The 19,790-nt window shown below is 73.8% G+C and carries 18 protein-coding genes and 1 pseudogene; 13 read left to right on the top strand and 6 right to left on the bottom strand.

Annotation, left to right across the window (positions count from 1 at the left end):
* Positions 1–176: 176 nt before the first annotated feature.
* Both AC0OO9_RS19230 and greA read left to right on the top strand, forming a co-directional pair.
* A complete protein-coding gene (locus AC0OO9_RS19230) occupies positions 177–611 on the top strand; it encodes a DUF4307 domain-containing protein (RefSeq protein ID WP_484511398.1) in 435 nt (144 codons plus the stop codon).
* A 155-nt stretch (positions 612–766) separates the two neighbouring features.
* Positions 767–1,264 (top strand): transcription elongation factor GreA, encoded by a 498-nt coding sequence (greA, locus tag AC0OO9_RS19225; RefSeq protein ID WP_132233490.1) that lies wholly within the window; start codon positions 767–769, stop codon positions 1,262–1,264.
* 112 nt (positions 1,265–1,376) lie between these two features.
* On the opposite strand, the gene ilvA is transcribed toward greA, so the two are convergent.
* From ilvA to AC0OO9_RS19210, 3 genes are read right to left on the bottom strand one after another with little or no spacing between them, the layout of a single operon-like run.
* Positions 1,377–2,597, bottom strand: coding sequence for a threonine ammonia-lyase (gene ilvA / locus AC0OO9_RS19220; RefSeq protein ID WP_484511397.1), 1,221 nt, complete (start codon positions 2,595–2,597; stop codon positions 1,377–1,379).
* Between the two features lie 50 nt (positions 2,598–2,647).
* The gene (locus tag AC0OO9_RS19215) at positions 2,648–4,045 is read right to left on the bottom strand and encodes an amidase (RefSeq protein ID WP_484511396.1); all 1,398 of its coding nucleotides are present in this window, start codon (positions 4,043–4,045) and stop codon (positions 2,648–2,650) included.
* Positions 4,046–4,060: 15 nt separating this feature from the next.
* Positions 4,061–5,203: a cystathionine gamma-synthase gene (locus tag AC0OO9_RS19210; protein ID WP_484511395.1), complete on the bottom strand. Its 1,143-nt coding sequence runs from the start codon at positions 5,201–5,203 to the stop codon at positions 4,061–4,063.
* Between the two features lie 121 nt (positions 5,204–5,324).
* Here AC0OO9_RS19210 and AC0OO9_RS19205 point away from each other — a divergent pair, with 121 nt between their 5' ends.
* The 8 genes from AC0OO9_RS19205 (at position 5,325) to AC0OO9_RS19170 (ending at position 14,063) form a co-directional block, all read left to right on the top strand.
* A complete protein-coding gene (locus tag AC0OO9_RS19205) occupies positions 5,325–5,735 on the top strand; it encodes an HIT family protein (RefSeq protein WP_484511394.1) in 411 nt (136 codons plus the stop codon).
* A gap of 359 nt (positions 5,736–6,094) precedes the next feature.
* On the top strand, positions 6,095–6,766 hold the full coding sequence (gene msrA, locus AC0OO9_RS19200; protein WP_484511393.1) for a peptide-methionine (S)-S-oxide reductase MsrA: 672 nt from the start codon (positions 6,095–6,097) through the stop codon (positions 6,764–6,766).
* Positions 6,767–6,906: 140 nt separating this feature from the next.
* Entirely contained in the window at positions 6,907–7,272 is a 366-nt protein-coding gene (locus AC0OO9_RS19195; protein WP_132233480.1) for a YciI family protein, read from the top strand.
* Between the two features lie 227 nt (positions 7,273–7,499).
* Positions 7,500–9,290: an N-acetylglutaminylglutamine amidotransferase gene (locus tag AC0OO9_RS19190; RefSeq protein WP_484511392.1), complete on the top strand. Its 1,791-nt coding sequence runs from the start codon at positions 7,500–7,502 to the stop codon at positions 9,288–9,290.
* Positions 9,287–11,101 carry an N-acetylglutaminylglutamine synthetase gene (ngg, locus tag AC0OO9_RS19185; RefSeq protein ID WP_484511391.1) on the top strand — a complete coding sequence of 605 codons (1,815 nt, stop codon included), beginning with the start codon at positions 9,287–9,289 and terminating at the stop codon, positions 11,099–11,101. Before AC0OO9_RS19190 ends, ngg begins: the two co-directional genes overlap by 4 nt.
* Positions 11,098–12,282 (top strand): osmoprotectant NAGGN system M42 family peptidase, encoded by a 1,185-nt coding sequence (locus AC0OO9_RS19180; protein WP_484511390.1) that lies wholly within the window; start codon positions 11,098–11,100, stop codon positions 12,280–12,282. The genes ngg and AC0OO9_RS19180 overlap by 4 nt, the downstream gene beginning before the upstream one ends.
* Positions 12,283–12,627: 345 nt before the next feature.
* Positions 12,628–13,557 (top strand): ribonuclease Z, encoded by a 930-nt coding sequence (locus AC0OO9_RS19175; protein ID WP_484511389.1) that lies wholly within the window; start codon positions 12,628–12,630, stop codon positions 13,555–13,557.
* Positions 13,554–14,063 carry a GNAT family N-acetyltransferase gene (locus AC0OO9_RS19170; RefSeq protein ID WP_484511388.1) on the top strand — a complete coding sequence of 170 codons (510 nt, stop codon included), beginning with the start codon at positions 13,554–13,556 and terminating at the stop codon, positions 14,061–14,063. Before AC0OO9_RS19175 ends, AC0OO9_RS19170 begins: the two co-directional genes overlap by 4 nt.
* A gap of 52 nt (positions 14,064–14,115) precedes the next feature.
* Here the strand turns inward: AC0OO9_RS19170 and AC0OO9_RS19165 are convergent, their stop codons facing one another.
* A complete protein-coding gene (locus AC0OO9_RS19165; protein WP_132233468.1) occupies positions 14,116–15,486 on the bottom strand; it encodes a cystathionine beta-synthase in 1,371 nt (456 codons plus the stop codon).
* A 77-nt stretch (positions 15,487–15,563) separates the two neighbouring features.
* Positions 15,564–15,920 carry a YkvA family protein gene (locus AC0OO9_RS19160; RefSeq protein ID WP_101414212.1) on the bottom strand — a complete coding sequence of 119 codons (357 nt, stop codon included), beginning with the start codon at positions 15,918–15,920 and terminating at the stop codon, positions 15,564–15,566.
* A 148-nt stretch (positions 15,921–16,068) separates the two neighbouring features.
* On the opposite strand from AC0OO9_RS19160, the pseudogene AC0OO9_RS19155 reads away from it, so the two are divergent.
* From AC0OO9_RS19155 to AC0OO9_RS19145, 3 genes and pseudogenes are all read left to right on the top strand, one after another.
* Positions 16,069–17,129, top strand: a pseudogene (locus tag AC0OO9_RS19155) (SGNH/GDSL hydrolase family protein); the annotation flags it as partial.
* Positions 17,118–17,921 carry an SGNH/GDSL hydrolase family protein gene (locus AC0OO9_RS19150; RefSeq protein ID WP_132233462.1) on the top strand — a complete coding sequence of 268 codons (804 nt, stop codon included), beginning with the start codon at positions 17,118–17,120 and terminating at the stop codon, positions 17,919–17,921. The pseudogene AC0OO9_RS19155 and the gene AC0OO9_RS19150, both read left to right, overlap by 12 nt.
* 222 nt (positions 17,922–18,143) lie before the next feature.
* The gene (locus tag AC0OO9_RS19145) at positions 18,144–19,406 is read left to right on the top strand and encodes an acetyl-CoA C-acetyltransferase (protein ID WP_484511387.1); all 1,263 of its coding nucleotides are present in this window, start codon (positions 18,144–18,146) and stop codon (positions 19,404–19,406) included.
* A 23-nt stretch (positions 19,407–19,429) separates the two neighbouring features.
* Here the strand turns inward: AC0OO9_RS19145 and AC0OO9_RS19140 are convergent, their stop codons facing one another.
* Entirely contained in the window at positions 19,430–19,750 is a 321-nt protein-coding gene (locus AC0OO9_RS19140) for a hypothetical protein (protein ID WP_484511386.1), read from the bottom strand.
* Between the last annotated feature and the right edge of the window lie 40 nt (positions 19,751–19,790).

Here is a 19,790-nt window from a genome sequence, read left to right as displayed (position 1 = left end):
TCTCTGGCCCCGGCGGACCCCCCGCGGGACCGCCCGGCTGACCTGCCGGAATCTTCCCCCCGCGCCGGGACCTGCCGGTGCCGACCTGTCATATTTGACGACGTGACGGGCTGGGAAGATGGAACTCTGCCATTCTTGCCGATGCCCCCGACAACGACGCCAGGAGATACCCGCCGGTGACCGAGACGCACGCCACACTTCCGCCCGGCGCGCCGGCCTTCCCGCCCGGCCGGTACGGCCGCCGCCGGGAGCCCGGGCGTCGCCGGCCGCTGCTGGTGGCGCTGCTGGTGGTCGCCCTGGTCGCGGTCATGACCCTGGTCGCGGTGCGGCTCTACCGGCAGTACGGCGACCCGAACTACGACGCCGAGGTGATCACCTACACGGAGATCACCGACAGCCAGGTGCTTGTCGACTTCCGGGTCACCCTGCCGAAGGGGGGCTCGGCGGTCTGCCTGCTGCGCGCCCGGGACCGCGACGGCGCCGAGGTGGGCCGGGAAGAGGTCACGGTGACCGCCCGCCCCGACCAGCGGCAGGCGACCGCGCAGCACCGGCTGGCCACCACCGCCCGCCCCTTCGTCGGCGAGGTGCTGCGCTGCCGGCCCGCGGGCTGAGCGGCCACGGCGCGGGCTCGGGCTCGCGGCCCGGACAGCCTCGGCGGCCCGGGCACCGGGGGTACCGCCGGTGTTCGAGCACGCCCTGTGTCGTACCGCACTGGTAACTTGGAAGTTCACCTGTCAGCCAGCACGCACGAACGAGGAGAACGCCTGTGTCCACTGGCAACGAGGCGCCCGCCACCTGGCTGTCCCAGGACGCGTTCGACCGGCTCCAGGGCGAGCTCGACGAGTTGATCGCCAACCGGCCGGTCATCGCCGCCGAGATCAACGCCCGCCGCGAGGAGGGCGACCTGCGGGAGAACGGTGGCTACCACGCCGCCCGCGAGGAGCAGGGCAAGGCCGAGGGGCGCATCCTCTACCTCAAGGAGCTGCTCCGCACCGCCAAGGTGGGCGGGGCGCAGGCCGCCGACGCGGTGTCGCCCGGCATGGTCGTGACGATCTACTTCGACGACGACAAGGACGACACCGAGACCTTCCTGCTCGGCTCCCGGGAGATCGCGTCGACCACCGAGCTGACGGTCTACAGCCCGGAGTCGGCGCTGGGCCAGGCGATCCTGGGCGGCCGGGCCGGCCAGACCTGCACCTACACGGCCCCCAGCGGGGCCGACATCAAGGTGACCGTGGTCAGCTTCGAGCCGTTCTCCGGCTGAGCCCCCGCCGCCGGGCCGGAGCGGCCCGGGCTGGCGACACGGCCGCCCGGGCGCCGATCCGGCCGGGCGGCGACAACGAGCGACCCGGCGAGGCGTGGCACCGGTCCCGGTGTCACGCCTCGCCGGCGAAGACCACCTGGTAGCCGCTGGCCCGCAACGCGCTGATCAGCGTGTCGGAGTGCTCGGCCCCCCGGGTCTCCACCGACAGGGCCACCTCCACCTCGCCCAGGCGCAGGTGCGGATTGGCCCGCTGGTGCTCCACGTCCACCACGTTCGCCCGGTGCTCGGCGATCTCGCCGAGCAGCGACGCGAGCTGGCCGGGGCGGTCCGAGCAGCGCACCGTCACCCGCAGGTAGCGCCCGGCGGCGGCGAGGCCGTGCTCGATCACCCGCAGCATCAGCAGCGGGTCGATGTTGCCGCCGGAGAGCACCGCCACCACCGGCGCCTGCACCTCGACGACGCCCGCCAGCAGCGCGGCCACGCCCACCGCGCCGGCCGGCTCGACCACCTGCTTGCCCCGCTCCAGCAGCATCAGCAGCGCCCGGGAGATGTCCTCCTCGGAGACCGTGACGATCTCGTCCACCAGCTTGCGGACGTGGGTGAAGGTGAGCTCCCCTGGCCGGCCGACGGCGATGCCGTCCGCGATGGTGCCGAACGCCGGGAGGCGTACCGGCTCGCCGGCCACCAGGGAGGGCGGGAAGGCGGCGGCGCCGGCGGCCTGCACCCCGATGATCCGCACGTCGGGCCGCAGCGCCTTGGCCGCCACCGCCATGCCGGAGACCAGCCCGCCGCCGCCCACCCCCGTGATGATCGTCCTGACCTCGGGGCACTGTTCGAGGATCTCCAGGGCCACCGTGCCCTGGCCGGCGATCACGTCCCGGTGGTCGAACGGGTGGATCAGCGTCGCGCCCGTCCGCTCGGCGTAGGTCTGCGCCGCGACCAGGGACTCGTCGACGGTGTTGCCGACCAGCTCGACCTGGGCGCCGTACCCCTTGGTGGCGGCGACCTTCGGCAGCGGCGCGTTCACCGGCATGAAGACCGTGGCGTGCGTACCGACCAGGCCGGCGGCGAGCGCGACGCCCTGGGCGTGGTTGCCGGCGCTCGCCGCGACCACCCCGTCGGCCCGCTCCGCCTCGGACAGCCGGGAGATCCGCACGTACGCGCCGCGCACCTTGTACGAGCCGGCGCGTTGCAGGTTCTCGCACTTGAGCCACGTCGGCCCGCCCAGAGCCGCGCTGAGCGGCCGGGAGGGCTCCAGCGGGGTGGTGCGGACGACGTTGGCGAGAAGCTCCCGCGCGGCCCGTACGTCGGCGAGACCGACCAGTTCCGTCATGCCCTGATCGTGCCACCCGCCTCCCGCGCCGACGCGCGGCACGCCACCTCTCAGACGGGGGCGGGGATCCGCGGGTAGCCGGGGGCGTGGCGGGACCAGGGGGCCTGCATCTCGAACTGGCCGGCGACGCCGAGGAGCAGCAGCTCGCTGCCGGGCGGGCCGATCAGCTGCACCGCGACCGGCAGCCCGTCCGGGCGGCGGCCGACCGGCACCACCAGCGCGGGCAGGCCGGCGATGTTCCAGGGCGCGGCGAACGGGGCGTACCTGACGTTGGTCAGCATGTTGGCCCGCCAGGACCGGCCGGACCAGCCGCCGGCCTCCGGCGGCGCGGTGGCCAGGGCGGGCGTGAGCAGCAGGTCGACCGAGTGGTCGGCGAAGAAGCCGATCGAGCGCTCGCGCCAGGCGGCCCGGTCGGCCTCCCGGACGTACCCCCGTCGCTGCGCCCACTCGCCGAGGGCGACGTGCCGGCGGCTGCGCCGCTGGAGGCCTCGCCGGTCCAACCCGGCGGCGCGGACGTCGGCGGCCGCCGCGGCGAACCAGGTGGCGATGCCCTGCAGGCCCAGGGCCGTCGGGTAGACCGGGTCGGCCGGCACGGTGTCGTGGCCCGCCGCCGCGAGCAGCCGCCCGGCGGCGGCGACCGCGTCCCGGTTGGGCGCGTCGGCGTGCACGCCCCGCACGGGCGAGCGGAGCGAGACGCCCACCCGCAGCCGCTGCGGCGGCACCAGCTTGTCCGGGCGGCGGCCGGCCAGCACCGAGAAGCCGACGGCCGCGTCGGCGACCGTGCTGGTCAGCATGCCGTGCTCGGTGAGCCCGAACCAGTCGTCCGCGCCGAGCTGGCACGGGACCACGCCCCGGCCCGGCTTGAGCCCGACCAGGCCGCAGCAGGCCGCCGGGATGCGGATCGAGCCGAGGCCGTCGTTGCCGTGGGCGATCGGCACCAGGCCGGCGGCCACGGCCGCGGCCGCGCCGCCGGACGAGCCGCCGGGGGTACGTGCGGTGTCCCAGGGGTTGCGGGTCACGGCCGTCTCGTCGTCGGTGAGGCCCCAGAGGCCGAGCTCCGGCATCCGGGTCACCCCGAGGATCACCGCGCCGGCACCGCGCAGCCGCCGGACGACCTCGTGGTCGGCCTCGGCCACCGGCGTACGCACAGCCGCCGACCCGTTCCAGGTGGGCAGCCCGGCGACGGCGGTGTTCTCCTTGACCGCCACCGGCACCCCGGCCAGCGGAAGGTTGGCCAGGTCCTCCTGCTCGTCGACCTTCTCCGCCTCGGTGATCGCCTCCCCGCCGCGTACCGTGCGGAACGCGGCGAGGTCGGCGTCGACCCGGGCGATGTGGTCCAGGTGGTCGGCGACGACCTGGGTGGCCGTGACGTCGCCCCGGCGTACGCCCCGGGCGATCTGCTTGGCGGTCGCCCCCACCCAGGTCGGCATGATGTCCTGCACGGCCACCCTCCCAGCCAGCGGTCAGCCCAGCGCCTGCTCCAGATCGGCGAGCAGGTCGTCGACCGTCTCGATGCCGACAGACAGTCGCACGAGATCGCCGGGAACTTCAAGCGGCGAGCCGGCAGCACTTGCGTGTGTCATCCGGCCCGGGTGCTCGATCAGGGATTCCACGCCGCCGAGCGACTCGGCGAGGATGAAGAGCTTCGTCCGGTTGCAGATCTCGACGGCGTGCTCCTCGCCGCCGGCGGCCCGGAACGAGATCATGCCGCCGAAGCGGCGCATCTGCTTCGCGGCCACCTCGTGGCCCGGGTGCGCGGGCAGCCCCGGGTAGATCACCTGACCGACCTTGGCGTGCCCGTCCAGGTAGGCCGCGATCCGCTCGGCGTTGTCGCAGTGCCGGTCCATGCGTACGCCCAGGGTCTTGATGCCGCGCAGGGTCAGCCACGCGTCGAAGGGCCCGTTGATGGCGCCCATAGCGTTCTGGTGGTAGCGCAGCTCCTCGCCGAGCCCGGCGTCGGCCGCGACGAGCGCGCCACCGACCACGTCGGAGTGGCCGCCGATGTACTTGGTGGTCGAGTGCACCACCACGTCCGCGCCGTGCGCGATCGGCTGCTGGAGGTACGGCGAGGCGAACGTGTTGTCGACGACCAGCAGGGCGCCCGCGTCGTGCGCGACGCCGGCCAGCGCGGTGATGTCGGCGATGCCGAGCAGCGGGTTGGTGGGCGTCTCCACCCAGACGATCCGGGTCCGGCCCGGCTCGACGGCGGCCCGGATCGCGTCGGGGTCGGAGACCTTCGCCGGGGTGAAGTCCAGCCCCCAGCGCTCGGCCACCCGGGCGAAGAGCCGGTACGTGCCGCCGTACGCGTCGTCGGGGATCACCACGTGGTCGCCCGGCTTGCAGACGGTACGCAGCAGGGTGTCCTCGGCGGCCAGGCCGCTGGCGAAGGCGAGCCCGACGAGGCCGCCCTCCAGCGCGGCGAGGCACTCCTGGAGGGCGTCGCGGGTCGGGTTGCCGGAGCGGCTGTACTCGTAGCCCAGCCGGGGCGCGCCGACGGCGTCCTGGGCGTAGGTGCTGGTCTGGTAGATCGGTGGGATCACCGCGCCGGTGCGGGCCTCGGGGTCCTGGCCGGCGTGGATGGCGAGCGTGTCGAAGCCGTGACTCATCCCGTGAGGCTAATCCCCCGTCCCGAGGGCTGGAACGGAACGGTGCTGTCGGGTCCGCGCCCACGGCGGCGGGCCGGCGCAGGGACGTCTTTCATCCGGGCGGCCGGCATAGCCTGGACGGATGAGCGGGTGCGTGTTCTGCGGGATCGTGACCGGCGAGACGCCCGCCCTCCGGGTCGCCGACGAGCCCGACGGGGTGGCGTTCCTGGACACCCGGCCGGTCTTCAAGGGGCACGTGCTGGTGGTGCCGCGCACGCACCTGGTCGCCCTGGCCGACCTGCCCGCCGAGGCGCTGGCCGGCTACTTCGGCCTGGTGCGGCGGCTCGCGGTCGCCGTGGAGACCGGCACGGAGGCCGGCGGCACGTTCGTGGCGATGAACAACAAGGTGTCCCAGTCCGTCCCGCACCTGCACACCCACGTGGTGCCGCGCACGAAGGGCGACGGCCTACGCGGCTTCTTCTGGCCGCGCACCCGCTACGCCGACGACGCCGAGGCCGAGACCTACGCCGCCCGCATCACCGCAGCCCTCTGACGCCGCCCAGCCGCCCGCAGTGGGCGGAGGCGGGCGGAGAACCGGGGCGAACGCGACAGCCCACGCGAAGCGGGCGAAACACCCGCGCCGCCACGACAGGACCAGTCACCACCCAGCGTGACTGTTGCATATGGGGATGCAGAGCAAAGCGGGTGAGGCGAGGCAGGCGCAGCCAGCGAGCAATGTCACCGTGAGCGACGGAGTGGGCGCGCAGGTGACCGGCCCGGGCGCGCCACCGCTGCCCCGGGGACGACTGTGACCTTCTCGTGGGCGGCGGTCGCCTGAGTGTGGGTGGAGCGGGTAAGGAAGGCGGGTCCGGCGGTGTTGCACGCTGGGAGAAATACGAGAGGAGTCCCACCGTGTTCCTGCGCCGCATGAAGGCCGAACTGCCCACCTCCGACCAGGCCCTGCCGGGTCGCCTGATCGCCATGCCGATCGCGGACCGGCACGAGGTGCTGGGCACCCCGCTCAAGGGTCCCTTCCCGGAGGGCGCACAGGTGGCCGTGTTCGGCATGGGCTGCTTCTGGGGCGCCGAGCGGCTGTTCTGGACGCTGCCGGGTGTGATCACCACGTCCGCCGGCTACGCGGGCGGCATCACGCCGAACCCGACGTACGAGGAGGTGTGCTCGGGGATGACGGGGCACGCCGAGGTGGTCCAGGTGGTCTACGACCCCGCCACGATCAGCTACGAGGACCTGCTGAAGGTCTTCTGGGAGAACCACGACCCGACCCAGGGCATGCGCCAGGGCAACGACGTGGGCACCCAGTACCGGTCGACGATCTACGTGACCACGGACGAGCAGCTCGCCACCGCCCAGGCGTCCCGGGACGCGTTCGCACCGATCGTGGCGCGGGCCGGCAAGGGCGAGATCACCACCGAGATCGACCGGCTCGGCCGGTACTACTTCGCCGAGGACATGCACCAGCAGTACCTGGCGCCCACGAAGAACCCGAACGGGTACTGCAACCACGGCCCGAACGGGCTGAGCTGCCCGGTCGGCGTCGCCCGGGTGCCGTCCGACCTTCACTAGCCTCCTGGACGGAGCGGGCCGTACCGCTGCCCCGCCGACATCGACGTGGAAATTTCCTGCCCGAGGTGTCGTATCCGCCCGGCGCCGTTCGTCGCGGAGATGGAGGCAGACGAAGGTCCGCCCGAGACGAGGGAGCAGACATGGCCGAGTACCTCATCTACTTCAACCAGCAGTGGGTGGGTGACCACACCGAGGAGTGGTTCCGCGCGCGTGGGCCGCTCGCCATGGCGGTCGTGGACGAGATGAAGGCGGCCGGGGCGTACGTGTTCGCCGGGGGCCTGGAGGAAGGGGACACTCCTGTCTTCAGCGCCGACGCCACGAGCGGCACGTTGGTATTCACCGACGGGCCCTACGCCGAGACCAAGGAGTGGCTGGGCGGGCTGACCGTGGTGGACGTGGCCGACGTGGAAACGGCCCGGATGTGGGCCGGCAGGCTCGCGGAGGCGTGCGGCTGGCCCCAGGAGGTCCGACGGTTCGGCCGCGTCCCGCAACCCGGCGACGAGTGAGTGGGCAGGCCGGCGCGGCATCGGTCGCGCCGGCCTCCGCGCATCCTGAACTGAGCAATCGATCACATCAGCCGCCGGGCGGATACCACCCCATCCGCCACTCCTGACGCGGTCCGCCACCGGATCCGACACGTGCCGTGACGGAATCGCGCAGTGTAGCAAAACTTCAAGAAACTGTTATCATCTCAACGGGCAATCCTCGCTGCCCTCTGGCAGCATTGCCTGGCATGTGCGGACTTGCGGGAGAGTTCCGCCGTGACGGCTCACGCGCCGACGTGTCGGCGGTGGAGCGCATGGCGGCCACGATGAGCGACCGGGGGCCCGACGACAGCGGCGTCTGGGCCCAGGGCCCGACGGCCCTCGGACACCGCCGCCTGAAGATCATCGACCTCTCCGCCGCGAGCGGACAACCGCTGGTCGACCCCGGTGCGGGACTGACCGGCGTCTTCAACGGGTGCATCTACAACTACCGCGAGCTGCGCGAGGAACTCCAGGCCAAGGGCCACCGGTTCTTCTCCTCCGGCGACAGCGAGGTCGTGCTCAAGGCGTACGCCGAGTGGGGGCTCGACTTCGTCGACCACCTGATCGGCATGTTCGCCGTGGCGATCAGCGAGCGGGACACCGGCCGGCTGGTGCTGGCCCGGGACCGGCTCGGCATCAAGCCGCTCTACCTGGCCGAGACGCCCGGCGCGGTGCGCTTCGCCAGCACCCTGCCCGCGCTGCTGGCCGGGGGCGGCGTCGACACCGGCATCGACCCGGTCGCGCTCGCGCACTACCTGAGCTTCCACAGCATCGTGCCGCCGCCGCGCACCATCCTGCGCGGCGTCACCAAGCTGCCCCCGGCGACCGTACGGGTCTACGAGGCGGACGGCCGCACCTCCGAGCGGGTCTACTGGGACCCGGCCTTCACCCGCTCCGCCGAGCGGGCCGGCTGGTCCGAGAAGGACTGGCAGGACGCCCTGCTGGAGTCGCTGAGCACGGCCGTACGGCGGCGGATGGTCGCCGACGTGCCGGTCGGCGTGCTGCTCTCCGGCGGGCTGGACTCCAGCCTGGTGGTCGCCCTGCTCGCCGGCGAGGGCCAGCGCGGGCTGTCCACCTTCTCGATCGGCTTCGACGAGGTCGGCGGCCGGGAGGGCGACGAGTTCCGCTACTCCGATCTCGTCGCGAAGACGTTCGACACCGACCACCACCAGATCCGGGTGGCCGCCGCCGACCTGGTGCCGCCGCTGGAGGCGGCCGTCGCCGCGATGTCCGAGCCGATGGTCAGCCACGACTGCGTGGCGTTCTACCTGCTCAGCGAGGTGGTGTCGCAGCACGTCAAGGTCGTCCAGTCCGGCCAGGGCGCGGACGAGATCCTCGGCGGCTACCACTGGTACCCGCCGCTCGCCCGGGTCGGCCGGGACCAGGCGCTCGACACGTACGCCGGGGCCTTCTTCGACCGGAACGCGGCCGGGCTGGCCCGGGTGCTGAACCCGGCCTGGCTGACCGACGGCGACCCGGCGCGGGAGTTCGTGGCCGCGCACCTCGGCCGGGCCGGGGCGGAGACCGCCGTCGACGCCGGCCTGCGGATCGACACCCAGGTCATGCTGACCGACGACCCGGTCAAGCGGGTGGACAACATGACGATGGCGCACGGGCTGGAGGCCCGCGTGCCGTTCCTAGACCACGAGTTCGTCGAGCTCGCCGCGAGCTGCCCGCCGGAGCTGAAGCTGGCGCAGGGCGGCAAGGGCGTGCTCAAGGAGATCGGCCGCCGGGTGCTGCCGCACGAGGTCATCGACCGGCCGAAGGGCTACTTCCCCGTGCCCGGCCTCACCCACCTGGAGGGCAAGCTCCTCGACCGGGTACGCGACGCGCTCTCCGCGCCCGAGGCCCGCCGCCGCGACCTGTTCCGCGCCGACTACGTCGACGCCCTGCTCGCCGACCCGAACGCCGAACTGACCCCGTTGAACGGAAACAAGCTGTGGCAACTCGGACTCCTGGAAATGTGGCTCCAGAGCCACGGAATCGACTCACCGTGACCGACACCCTGGCGACCGGCGCGGCCCGGACCGACCGGTCGCGCAACAGTCGGCGGCGGGAGCGGGTGGGCCCCGGCGGCGATCCGATGGCGCCGGAGCCGGCGGAGCCGCCGACCCGGGAGGGCCACACCGACGTGGTGCTGGACTGCGGCTGGGGGCGGCTCGTCTTCGGGCAGACCTTCGTCGACCAGGCCGCCGTCGCCGCCGTGCTGCGCTCCGAGGCCGCCGGCTCCCGGGACATCTGCATCTACCTGCGCGACCCGCACGTGCTGGTGTCCCGGCTGCCCGACGAGCTGTTCATCGATCCGTCGCTGACCTACCGGCTGCCGCTCGACGGTGACCGTCCGACCGGCGACGGCGACGTGCCCGGGCTGACCATCCGCCCGCTCGCCGACGCCGCCGACGCGGACGCGGTCAACCGGATCTACGCCCGCAACGGCATGGTCACCGCCGGGGTCGACGTGCTCGTCGCCAACGCGCGCACCGACCGGTTCCTGCACCTGGTCGCCGAGGACGCCACCGGCGAGATCGTCGGCACCATCACCGGCGTCGACCACGTCGCGGTCTTCGACGACCCGGAGAACGGCGCCAGCCTGTGGTGCCTCACCGTCGACTTCAACACCGCGCCGCCGGGCACCGGCCAGGCGCTGATCACCGCGCTGGCCGCCCGGCTGGTCGAGCGGGGCCGGGCGTACGTGGACCTGTCGGTGCTCGCCGAGAACGGCGGGGCGATCCGGCTCTACGAGCGGCTCGGCTTCTACCGGACGGCGACGCTCTGCGTGAAGCGGAAGAACCCGATCAACGAGCGGCTCTTCCTGCCCGCGACGCCCGAGGGGTACGACCAGCTCAACCCGTACGCCAGGATCGTCGCCGACGAGGCGATGCGGCGCGGCATCCGGGTGGAGGTCACCGACCCCGCCTGGGGCGAGCTGCGGCTGAGCAGCGGCGGGCGGACCGTGCTGACCCGCGAGTCGCTGTCGGAGCTGACCTCGGCGGTGGCGATGAGCCGCTGCGACGACAAGCGGGTCACCCGCCGGATCCTCACCGAGGCGGGGCTCTCCGTGCCTCGCGGCCGGACCGCCACCGGCGACGACGGCGACACCGCCTTCCTCGCCGAGGTCGGCCGGGTGGTGGTGAAGCCGGCGCGCGGCGAGCAGGGCAACGGCATCACGGTGGGCGTACGGACCCCCGAGGCGCTGGCCGCCGCCGTCGAGCTGGCCGCCCGGTTCTGTCCCGACGTGCTGATCGAGGAGATGCGCGCCGGCGAGGACCTGCGCGTCGTCGTCATCGACCACGAGGTGGTGGCCGCCGCGGTCCGGCGTCCCGCCTCGATCACCGGCGACGGGGTGCACGACATCGCCGAGCTGATCGAGCGGCAGAGCCGCCGCCGGGCCGCCGCCACCGGTGGCGAGTCCCGCATCCCGCTCGACGACATGACCCGCGACGTGCTCGCCGAGGCCGACCACGAGCTGCACGACGTGCTGCCCGAGGGGCAGGTGCTGGCCGTACGCCGGACCGCGAACCTGCACACCGGCGGCACCATCCACGACGTCACCGCCGAGCTGCACCCCGCGATCGCCGAGGCGTGCGTGGCGGCCAGCCGGGCCCTGGACATCCCGGTCACCGGGCTGGACCTGCTGGTCGGTGCCCCGGACCGCCCGGAGCACGTGTTCATCGAGGCCAACGAGCGGCCCGGCCTGGCCAACCATGAGCCGCAGCCGACCGCCGAGCGCTTCGTGGACCTGCTCTTCCCCGGCACCCGGGCGCCGCAGCGGCTCTGGACCCCGGCCGGCCCTGGAGGTGCCGCGTGAGCCCGAAGCCCCTGGAGATCGACCTGGACTACCTGCGCCAGGTGCTGGTGGAGCTGCTGGAGATCCCGAGCCCGTCGGGGCGTACGGACCACGTGCAGCAGTACGTCGGCGAGCGGCTCTCCGCGCTCGGCATCCCCTCCACGCTGACCCGTCGCGGCGCGCTCAGCGCCTGTCTGCCCGGCCCCCGCTCGACGGGCGCCGACCGGGCGATCGTGGTGCACACCGACACCATCGGCGGCATGGTGAAGCGGCTGAAGGAGAACGGCCGGCTGGAGTTGAAGACGATCGGTACGCACAGCGCCCGGTTCGCCGAGGGCGCCCACGTGCGGATCTTCACCGACGACCTGGAGCGGGTGATCACCGGCCAGGTGCTGCCGCTCAAGGCCAGTGGCCACCGCTACAACGACGACGTGGACCTCCAGGGCGTCGGCTGGCAGCACGTCGAGGTACGGGTCGACGAGCCGGTCGAGGACGTGGCCGGGCTGCGCGCGCTCGGCATCGACGCGGGCGACTTCGTGGCGTTCCTGCCGAACCCGACGATCACCCCCAGCGGGTACGTCAAGTCCCGGCACCTGGACGACAAGGCCGGCGTGGCGGCGGTCCTCACCGCCCTCAAGGCGATGGTCGACGCCGGCGTACGCCCGGCGGTCACCGCGCACCTGCTGGTCACCGTGACCGAGGAGATCGGGCACGGGGCGTCGCACGGGCTCGACCCCGACGTGGCGGAGATCGTCTCCGTGGACGCGGCGGTGGTGGCGCCCGGCCAGCAGTCCCGCGAGGACGCCGCCACGCTGGCCATGGGCGACGGCGTGGGCCCGTTCGACTACCACCTGACCCGCAACCTGGCCTCGATCGCCGCCGAGCACGGGGTGGACCTGGTCCGGGACGTCTTCGAGTACTACCGCTCGGACGTGGCGGCGGCGGTGGAGGCCGGCGCGCACGCCCGGGTGGCGCTGCTCGGCTTCGGCGTGGACGCCACCCACGGGCACGAGCGCACCCACCTGGAGGGCCTGCGTCAGCTCACCCAACTGCTCTGCCTCTACCTCCAGAGCGACCTGGTCTTCCCCGAGTGGGACGCCGAGCCGGAGGGCGACCTGGCCGACTTCCCGTCGCTGGCCGTGCAGCCGGCCAGCGAGGAGGGCCCGCGCGAGGGCCCGATCGGCATCGCCGAGAACACCTGAGCGCCGGCCCGCCGTTCCCCGGCGCCGTGTGATCGAAATCCGTTGCCGGCGGCGCGCGGGCTGGATAGCGTGGCGGTACACGGGAAAGGAGGTGGTCCAGACTTGTATAGCAATCGGACTCGTGAGGTGGCTGTCCGCTAGCCGCTGTCCTCGACAGTAAACTCGTCCGCCGCGAGGCGGGCACAGCACCATCGTCGAGACCGTGTGGCAGCGGTGCGGCGAAACCACGACAGCCACCCGACCCCCGGGGTGCCGGCCCAGTCCAGCCGGCCCGTGCGCGAGCACGGAAGCCCCGGGGGTCGACCCTTTCCGCAGGCCGGATGGCCTACGCAGCCGGAGGTCACCGTGTCGATGCGCGAGCTGGTGGTGCTCGGCACGGCCAGCCAGGCCCCCACCCGGCAGCGCAACCACAACGGCTACGTGCTGCGCTGGGACGGCGAGGTGATCCTCTTCGACCCGGGCGAGGGCAGCCAGCGGCAGCTCCTGCACACCACGGTCACCGCCACCGACCTGACCCGGATCTGCGTCACCCACTTCCACGGCGACCACTGCCTCGGCCTGCCCGGCACCATCCAGCGGCTCTCCCTCGACCGGGTGCCGCACCCGGTGGCGGTGCACTTCCCGGCCGGCGGCGCGGAATACTTCGCGCGGCTGCGGCACGCCGCCAGCTTCCACGAGACCGCCGAGCTGCGCGTCGAGCCCGTCGAGGCCGACGGGCAGCGGATCGCCCTGGGCGTCGGCACGCTGGAGGCCCGCCGGCTGCGGCACCCGATCGAGACGTACGGCTACCGGCTGGTCGAGCCGGACGGCTGCCGGATGCTGCCGGAGCGGCTGGCCGCGTACGGCATCGCCGGGCCGGCGGTCGGGGAGCTGAGCCGCGTCGGCCACCTCGACGTCGACGGGCGCCGCGTCACCCGCGAGGAGGTGAGCGTGCCCCGGCCCGGGCAGCGGTTCGCCTTCGTCATGGACACCGGCCTCTGCGACGGGGTGTACGCCCTCGCCGAGCACGCCGACCTGCTGGTCATCGAGTCGACGTTCCTCGACTCGGAGGCCGCGCTGGCCGCCGAGGTCGGCCACCTCACGGCGGGCCAGGCCGCGCGGGTGGCGGCCGAGTCGGGCGTACGCCGGCTCGTGCTCACCCACTTCTCCCAGCGGTACGCCGACCCGGCCCGCTTCGCCGACGAGGCCCGCGCGCACTTCGACGGCGACCTCGTGATCGCCGAGGACCTGACGACCGTGCAGGTCCCGCCCCGGCGGGTAGCCTCGGCCGGGTGACGGTCACCCTGCGCCCCGCCACCGTCGACGACCTGATGGCGGTGGGCGCGCTGCACCAGCGTTCCCGGGTCGCCGCCTACGCGTCCTTCCTGCCGACGCAGGCACTGGCCGACCCGACGCCCGAGGCGATGGGCGCGTACTGGACCGAGCGGTGGACGTGGGAGCGGGACGAGCACCGGATGACGGTGGCCGAGCGCGCCGGCCGGCTGGTCGGCTTCAGCTATCTCGGCCCGGACGACGAGGGCGACCCGGTGACCGGCCTGCTCAACGCCATCCACCTCGAACCCGCCGAACGCGGCCGGGGCACCGGGCGCACCCTGATGGTCGATGCCCTGGACGCCATGCGCGCCCGCGGCTGGTCCCGCGCGGTGCTCTGGGTGCTGCGGGACAACGCGCACGCCCGGCGCTTCTACGAGCGCGGCGGCTGGACCCCCACCGGTACCGAACGCGACGAACACATCGGTGGGATGCTCACCCCCCAGCTCCGCTACACCCGCCAGGTGTAAGGAAGGGCCCCTTGTCAACGCGGTGCGTCGACAAGGGGCCCTTCCTTACACGTCAGCGCGCGCCGAGGTGGGCCAGCAGGTCCTGCCGGGTGAGGACGCCCTTCGGCTTGCCGTCGACCAGCACCAAGGCGGCGTCGGACTTCTCCAGCAGGCCGACCGCCTCGCTCACCGGCTGCCCGCCGCCGATCATCGGCAGCGGCTCGGCCATGTGCCGCTCGATGGTGTCGTGCAGGTGCGCCTGGCCGGTGAAGAGCGCGTCGAGCAGATCCTTCTCGGCGATCGAGCCGGCCACCTCGCCGGTCACCACCGGCGGCTCGGCCTTGAGCACCGGAAGCTGCGAGACGCCGTACTCGCGCATGTAGTCGATCGCGTCGCGGACCGTCTCGGTCGGGTGCACGTGCACCAGCTCGGGCAGGCCGCCCGGCTTGCCGGCGAGCGCGTCGGCGACCGTCGGCTCGGTGCCCGAGTTGTCCAGGAAGCCGTACCGGGCCATCCAGGTGTCGTTGAAGATCTTGGACAGGTAGCCCTTGCCGCTGTCGGGCAGCAGCACCACGACCACGTCGTCCGGGCCGGCCTTGCGGGCCACCTCCAGAGCGGCCACGACGGCCATCCCGCAGGAACCGCCGACCAGCAGCCCCTCCTCGCGCGCCAACCGCCGGGTCATCTCGAAGGACGCCTTGTCGGAGACCTCGATGATCTCGTCGGCGACGCCCCGGTCGTACGTCTCCGGCCAGAAGTCCTCGCCGACGCCCTCGACCAGGTACGGCCGGCCGGTGCCGCCGGAGTAGACGGAACCCTCCGGGTCGGCGCCGACGACCTTGACCCGCCCCTCCGACGCCTCCTTCAGGTAGCGCCCGATGCCGGAGATCGTGCCGCCGGTGCCGACGCCCGCCACGAAGTGGGTGAGCTCGCCCCCGGTCTGCTCCCACAGCTCGGGGCCGGTGGTCTCGTAGTGCGAGCGCGGGTTGGCCGGGTTGCTGTACTGGTTGGGCTTCCACGCGCCGGGGATCTCCCGGGCCAGCCGGTCGGACACGTTGTAGTAGGAGCGCGGGTCCTCCGGCGCGACGGCGGTCGGGCAGACCACCACCTCCGCGCCGTACGCGCGCAGCACGTCCTGCTTGTCCTGGCTGACCTTGTCGGGGCAGACGAAGACGCACCTGTAGCCCCGCAGTTGCGCCACCAGCGCCAGCCCGACGCCGGTGTTTCCGCTGGTCGGCTCGACGATCGTGCCGCCCGGCTGGAGGATGCCCGCCTTCTCGGCGTCCTCCACCATCCGCAGCGCGATCCGGTCCTTCACCGAGCCGCCCGGGTTGAGGTACTCCACCTTCGCCAGCACGGTGGCCTGGATCCCGGCCGTGACGTTGCGCAGCCGTACCAGCGGGGTGTTGCCGATCAGCTCGACGACGTTGTCGTAGTACCGCACCTCGTTGTGCCCTTCTCCTCCGGCGCCGCCGGCGGCGGCCGGGCAGACGTCTTCTCGACGCCCCAGGGTACGTGGGTTCAGGACGCCACGTGCCCGGGGATCACCGAGCTGCGCCGGGCCTCCCACTCCAGGAACCGCTCGGTCTCGGCCAGCACGCTGCCGGCCAGCCAGGTCACCATGACCGCGTCGTCGGCCAGCCCGAAGATCGCCAGCGGGATCTCGGGAAGCAGGTCGACCGGCGAGACGATGTACGCCGTCGCCGCGGTCATCAGTGCCAGCCGCAGGCCGCCGTCGTACTCCCCCCGGGTGGTGGCCCGGATCATCCGCGGCAACGCGCCCAGCCGCGCCCCGAGCGACGGCCCGCCCCGTGACCCGGCCGCGAGTGCCCGGGCCAGCGCGCTGAACGCCGCGGTGCGCTTCAATGTCTTCCCCATGTTCGGCCCCTCTCCACGTGCCAGGGTGGCGTGCCCGCGCAACCGTCCCCCGGTCACCCGTACAGGTACCCAGGACCGTCGCCTTCCAGGCACCCGCGAGCCGACACGACGACAGCGGTGTGTCGTGCCGGCGCGATAATGTCGCTGTATGGGGGTCGCTGGTTCCGTCGTCCCGGTTGGTCCGCGCTGGCAGCGCGCACGGCAGGTCGCCCGCCTCGCGGCGATCGGCACGGGCGCCACCGCCGCGGCCGTGGTGGCGACCGGCGGCGTGCTCCTCGGGCAGGCCCGGCAGGCCCGCCGCACGATCCCGATGGCCGAGGCGCCCCCGCCGCGCTGCGACGGCGTCTACGGCGCGAAGCTGCCCGGCCCGCCCGTCACCGTCGTCGTGCTCGGCGACTCGTCGGCCGCCGGCTACGGCGTGCACCGCCGCCGGGAGACGCCCGGCGCCCTGCTCGCCACCGGGCTGTCCCGCCGCCTGCAACGCCCCGTCCGGCTGCACCGCTTCGCCGTGGTGGGCGCCATCTCGGCGGTGCTGCGCCACCAGGTGGAGGCGGCGCTGGAGTGCCAGCCCGACGTCGCGGTGATCCTGATCGGCGGCAACGACGTGACCAACCGCGCACCGTTCGCCCTTGCGGTGCGCTACCTGGTCGACGCGGTCCGCACGCTGCGCGCGGCCGGCTGCGAGGTGGTCGTCGGCACCTGCCCCGACCTGGGCGCGATCCGGCCGATCCAGCCGCCGCTGCGGTGGCTGGCCCGGCACTGGAGCCGGCAGCTCGCCGCCGCCCAGACGGTGGCCGTGGTCGAGGCCGGTGGCTGGACGGTCTCCCTCGGCGACCTGCTCGGTCCCCGGTTCACGGCGGAGCCGACCCGGATGTTCGCCTGGGACCGTTTCCACCCCTCGGCGGAGGGCTACGCGATGGCCGCCGCCGCCCTCCTGCCGACCGTGCTGTCCGCGCTCGGCGCGGGGCAGGAACGCCGCCCGACCCTCGTCCGGGACGAGGGCGTGCGCTCGCTGCCGCAGGCCGCCCAGGAGGCGGCCCGCCACGCGGGCACCGAGGTCAGCGGCACCCGGGTCAGGGGGCGCGAGCGCGGCCCCGCCGGCCGGTGGGCGCAACTGCGCCGACGGGCCTTCTTCGGTGTCGGCGCGGCGCCGCAGCCCAGCCCCGCCGCCGACTCACCCACACTGGAGGGACTGGCATGAGCGAGCGCTTCATCCCCTCGGGGCTCGCCAATCGACTGGGCCGGGCGGCGACGCTCAGCCTCATCGCCGGCACGGTCGGCGGCGCCGCCGTCCTCGCCGGTCAGGCCTTTGCCGCCCGGCACCGCCGGTACGCCCAGCCGGAACTGGCGCTCGCCCTGCGCGCCACGGTCGGGCGGGCCGACGCGCCGCCGCTGCGCCTGGTGCTGCTCGGCGACTCGTCCGCCCTCGGCGTCGGGGTCGGCCGCCTCGACGAGACCATCGGCGGGCAGCTGGCCAACCTGCTCGCCGAGGGCCCGAGCGGTCGCCGGGTGCACCTGTCCAGCGTCGGCGTCTCCGGCTCACGCTCGACCGACCTGGCCACCCAGGTGGCCCGGGCGCTGCTCGGCGAGCGCCCCGACGTGGCGGTGATCCTGATCGGGGCGAACGACGCCACCACCCTGCGTCGTCCGGTGGAGGCCGCCGCCTACCTCGGGGCGGCCGTGCACCGGCTCCGCGAGGCCCGGGTGGAGGTGGTCGTCGGCACGTGCCCCGACCTGGGCGCCGTACGCGCCATCGCGCCGCCGCTGCGCAACGTGGTCGGCTGGTCGGGGCGGCGGGTGGCCCGCGCCCAGGCGGCGGCGGTGCTCGACGCCGGCGGCACGGTGGTCGACCTGGCCACCGAGACCGGCGCCGTGTTCCGGGCCGACGCCGGGACGCTGTGCCACGACGGCTACCACCCCTCCGCAGACGGCTACCGGGTCTGGGCGCACGCCCTGCTGCCGGCCGTCGCCGCCGCCGCGGCGGTCGCCTCCCGGCAGTGACCCGCCGGCCGCCCCCGCCCGGACGCGGTGCCCGCTTGCCGGCGCTGGTCCACCCACCGCCCGGGCCGGGCATCGTGGCCGACTCCCGGCACTGACCGCCGGCCGTCCCCGCTGTCCCGCCGGCAGTGACCCGCCGGCCGCCCCCGCTGTCCCGCCGGGCGTGACATTTCCCGGCCGGCGGGCAGCTTCCGCCCGAAGTTACCGACGGGTTAACGTTGGTTCATGCCGACTGAGTCGTCCCGCGACGCCGTCATCGTCGCCACCGCCCGCTCCCCCATCGGCCGGGCGCACAAGGGGTCCCTGCGCGACGTCCGCCCGGACGACCTCGCCGCGACCATCGTGCGGGCCGCCCTGGACAAGGTCCCCCAGCTCGACCAGACCGAGATCGACGACCTCTACCTGGGGTGTGGTCTGCCCGGCGGCGAGCAGGGCTTCAACATGGCCCGCGTGGTCGCCACCCTGATGGGCCTGGACACCCTGCCCGGCGCGACGCTCACCCGCTACTGCGCGTCGTCGCTGCAGACCACCCGGATGGCGATGCACGCGATCCGGGCCGGCGAGGGCGACGTGTTCGTCTCCGCTGGCGTGGAGACCGTCTCCCGGTACGCCCGCGGCAACTCCGACGGGCTGCCGAAGGAGGCGCAGGCGCTGGTCGGCGGCGGCTGGGAGAACCCGCGCTTCGCCGCCGCGGCCGAGCGTTCCAAGGCCCGCGCGCAGGGCGGGGCCCCGGTCTGGACCGACCCGCGCGAGGCCGGCGAGCTGCCGGACATCTACCTGACCATGGGGCAGACCGCCGAGAATCTGGCCCAGGTGTACGACGTCACCCGCGCCGACATGGACGAGTTCGGCGTACGCAGCCAGAACCTCGCCGAGAAGGCCATCGCCGACGGCTTCTGGGCCCGGGAGATCACCCCGGTCACCACGCCGGACGGCACGGTGGTCGGCACCGACGACGGCCCGCGCGCCGGGGTCACCCTGGAGGGCGTCTCCGGGCTGAAGCCGGTCTTCCGCCCGGACGGCCGCATCACCGCCGGCAACTGCTGCCCGCTGAACGACGGCGCCGCCGCCGTGGTGATCATGAGCGCCCAGCGGGCCAGGGACCTCGGCATCACGCCGTTGGCCCGGATCGTCTCCACCGGAGTGACCGCCCTCTCGCCGGAGGTCATGGGCCTCGGTCCGGTCGAGGCCACCCGGCAGGCGCTCAGGCGGGCCGGGATGACCATCGACGACGTCGACCTCGTGGAGATCAACGAGGCGTTCGCCGCGCAGGTGATCCCCTCGTACCGCCAGCTCGGCATCCCGCTCGAGAAGCTGAACGTGATGGGTGGCGCGATCGCCGTCGGGCACCCGTTCGGCATGACCGGCGCCCGGATCACCGGCACCCTGCTCAACGCCCTGGACTGGCACGACAAGACGATCGGCCTGGAGACCATGTGCGTGGGCGGCGGCCAGGGCATGGCCATGGTCGTCGAGCGCCTGAGCTGAGCACCGGTCCGGGGCCAGTCGCGCTAGAGGGTTTCGCGGGTCGCCGTCACCTCGGCGGCGGCCCGCGCCAGCACCTCCGGCGACGGGGCGGCGGCGGCGAGGTCGGCGGCCACCACCCGAAGCTGGTCGGGCAGCACCAGGTCGTTGTCGAGCCGGGGCACCGCCCGGCGGGGCCCGCCCTCCACGTCGGCGACCAGGTTGGCGATCTCCTGCACCAGACGGTGGATCAGGTCGGCCCGGGACACGTTGCCACCGGCGGCCGTGGCCGCCCAACGAGGTTGCTGCCAGTGCCCCACCTGGCGCACCAGCAACTCCACCGCCCGCCCCAATTCCCCCGCACTCACCCCGCCGATGCTACGGACCCCACCCTCCCGCACCCCTACC

The organism is Micromonospora sp. USAFONa4 (genome assembly GCF_057197825.1).
Note: the sequence above shows the minus strand (reverse complement) of the source record. Positions and strands in the feature narration are given on the sequence as shown.

Bases quoted from the DNA above. Each gene is read 5' to 3' on its own strand.
- AC0OO9_RS19205 (WP_484511394.1), top strand. From the start codon at position 5,325: ATGAGCGGGTGCGTGTTCTGCGGGATCGTGACCGGCGAGACGCCCGCC.
- AC0OO9_RS19190 (WP_484511392.1), top strand. From the start codon at position 7,500: ATGTGCGGACTTGCGGGAGAGTTCCGCCGTGACGGCTCACGCGCCGAC.
- AC0OO9_RS19195 (WP_132233480.1), top strand. From the start codon at position 6,907: ATGGCCGAGTACCTCATCTACTTCAACCAGCAGTGGGTGGGTGACCAC.
- AC0OO9_RS19210 (WP_484511395.1), bottom strand. From the start codon at position 5,203: ATGAGTCACGGCTTCGACACGCTCGCCATCCACGCCGGCCAGGACCCC.
- AC0OO9_RS19150 (WP_132233462.1), top strand. From the start codon at position 17,118: ATGAGCGAGCGCTTCATCCCCTCGGGGCTCGCCAATCGACTGGGCCGG.
- AC0OO9_RS19145 (WP_484511387.1), top strand. From the start codon at position 18,144: ATGCCGACTGAGTCGTCCCGCGACGCCGTCATCGTCGCCACCGCCCGC.
- AC0OO9_RS19160 (WP_101414212.1), bottom strand. From the start codon at position 15,920: ATGGGGAAGACATTGAAGCGCACCGCGGCGTTCAGCGCGCTGGCCCGG.
- ilvA (WP_484511397.1), bottom strand. From the start codon at position 2,597: ATGACGGAACTGGTCGGTCTCGCCGACGTACGGGCCGCGCGGGAGCTT.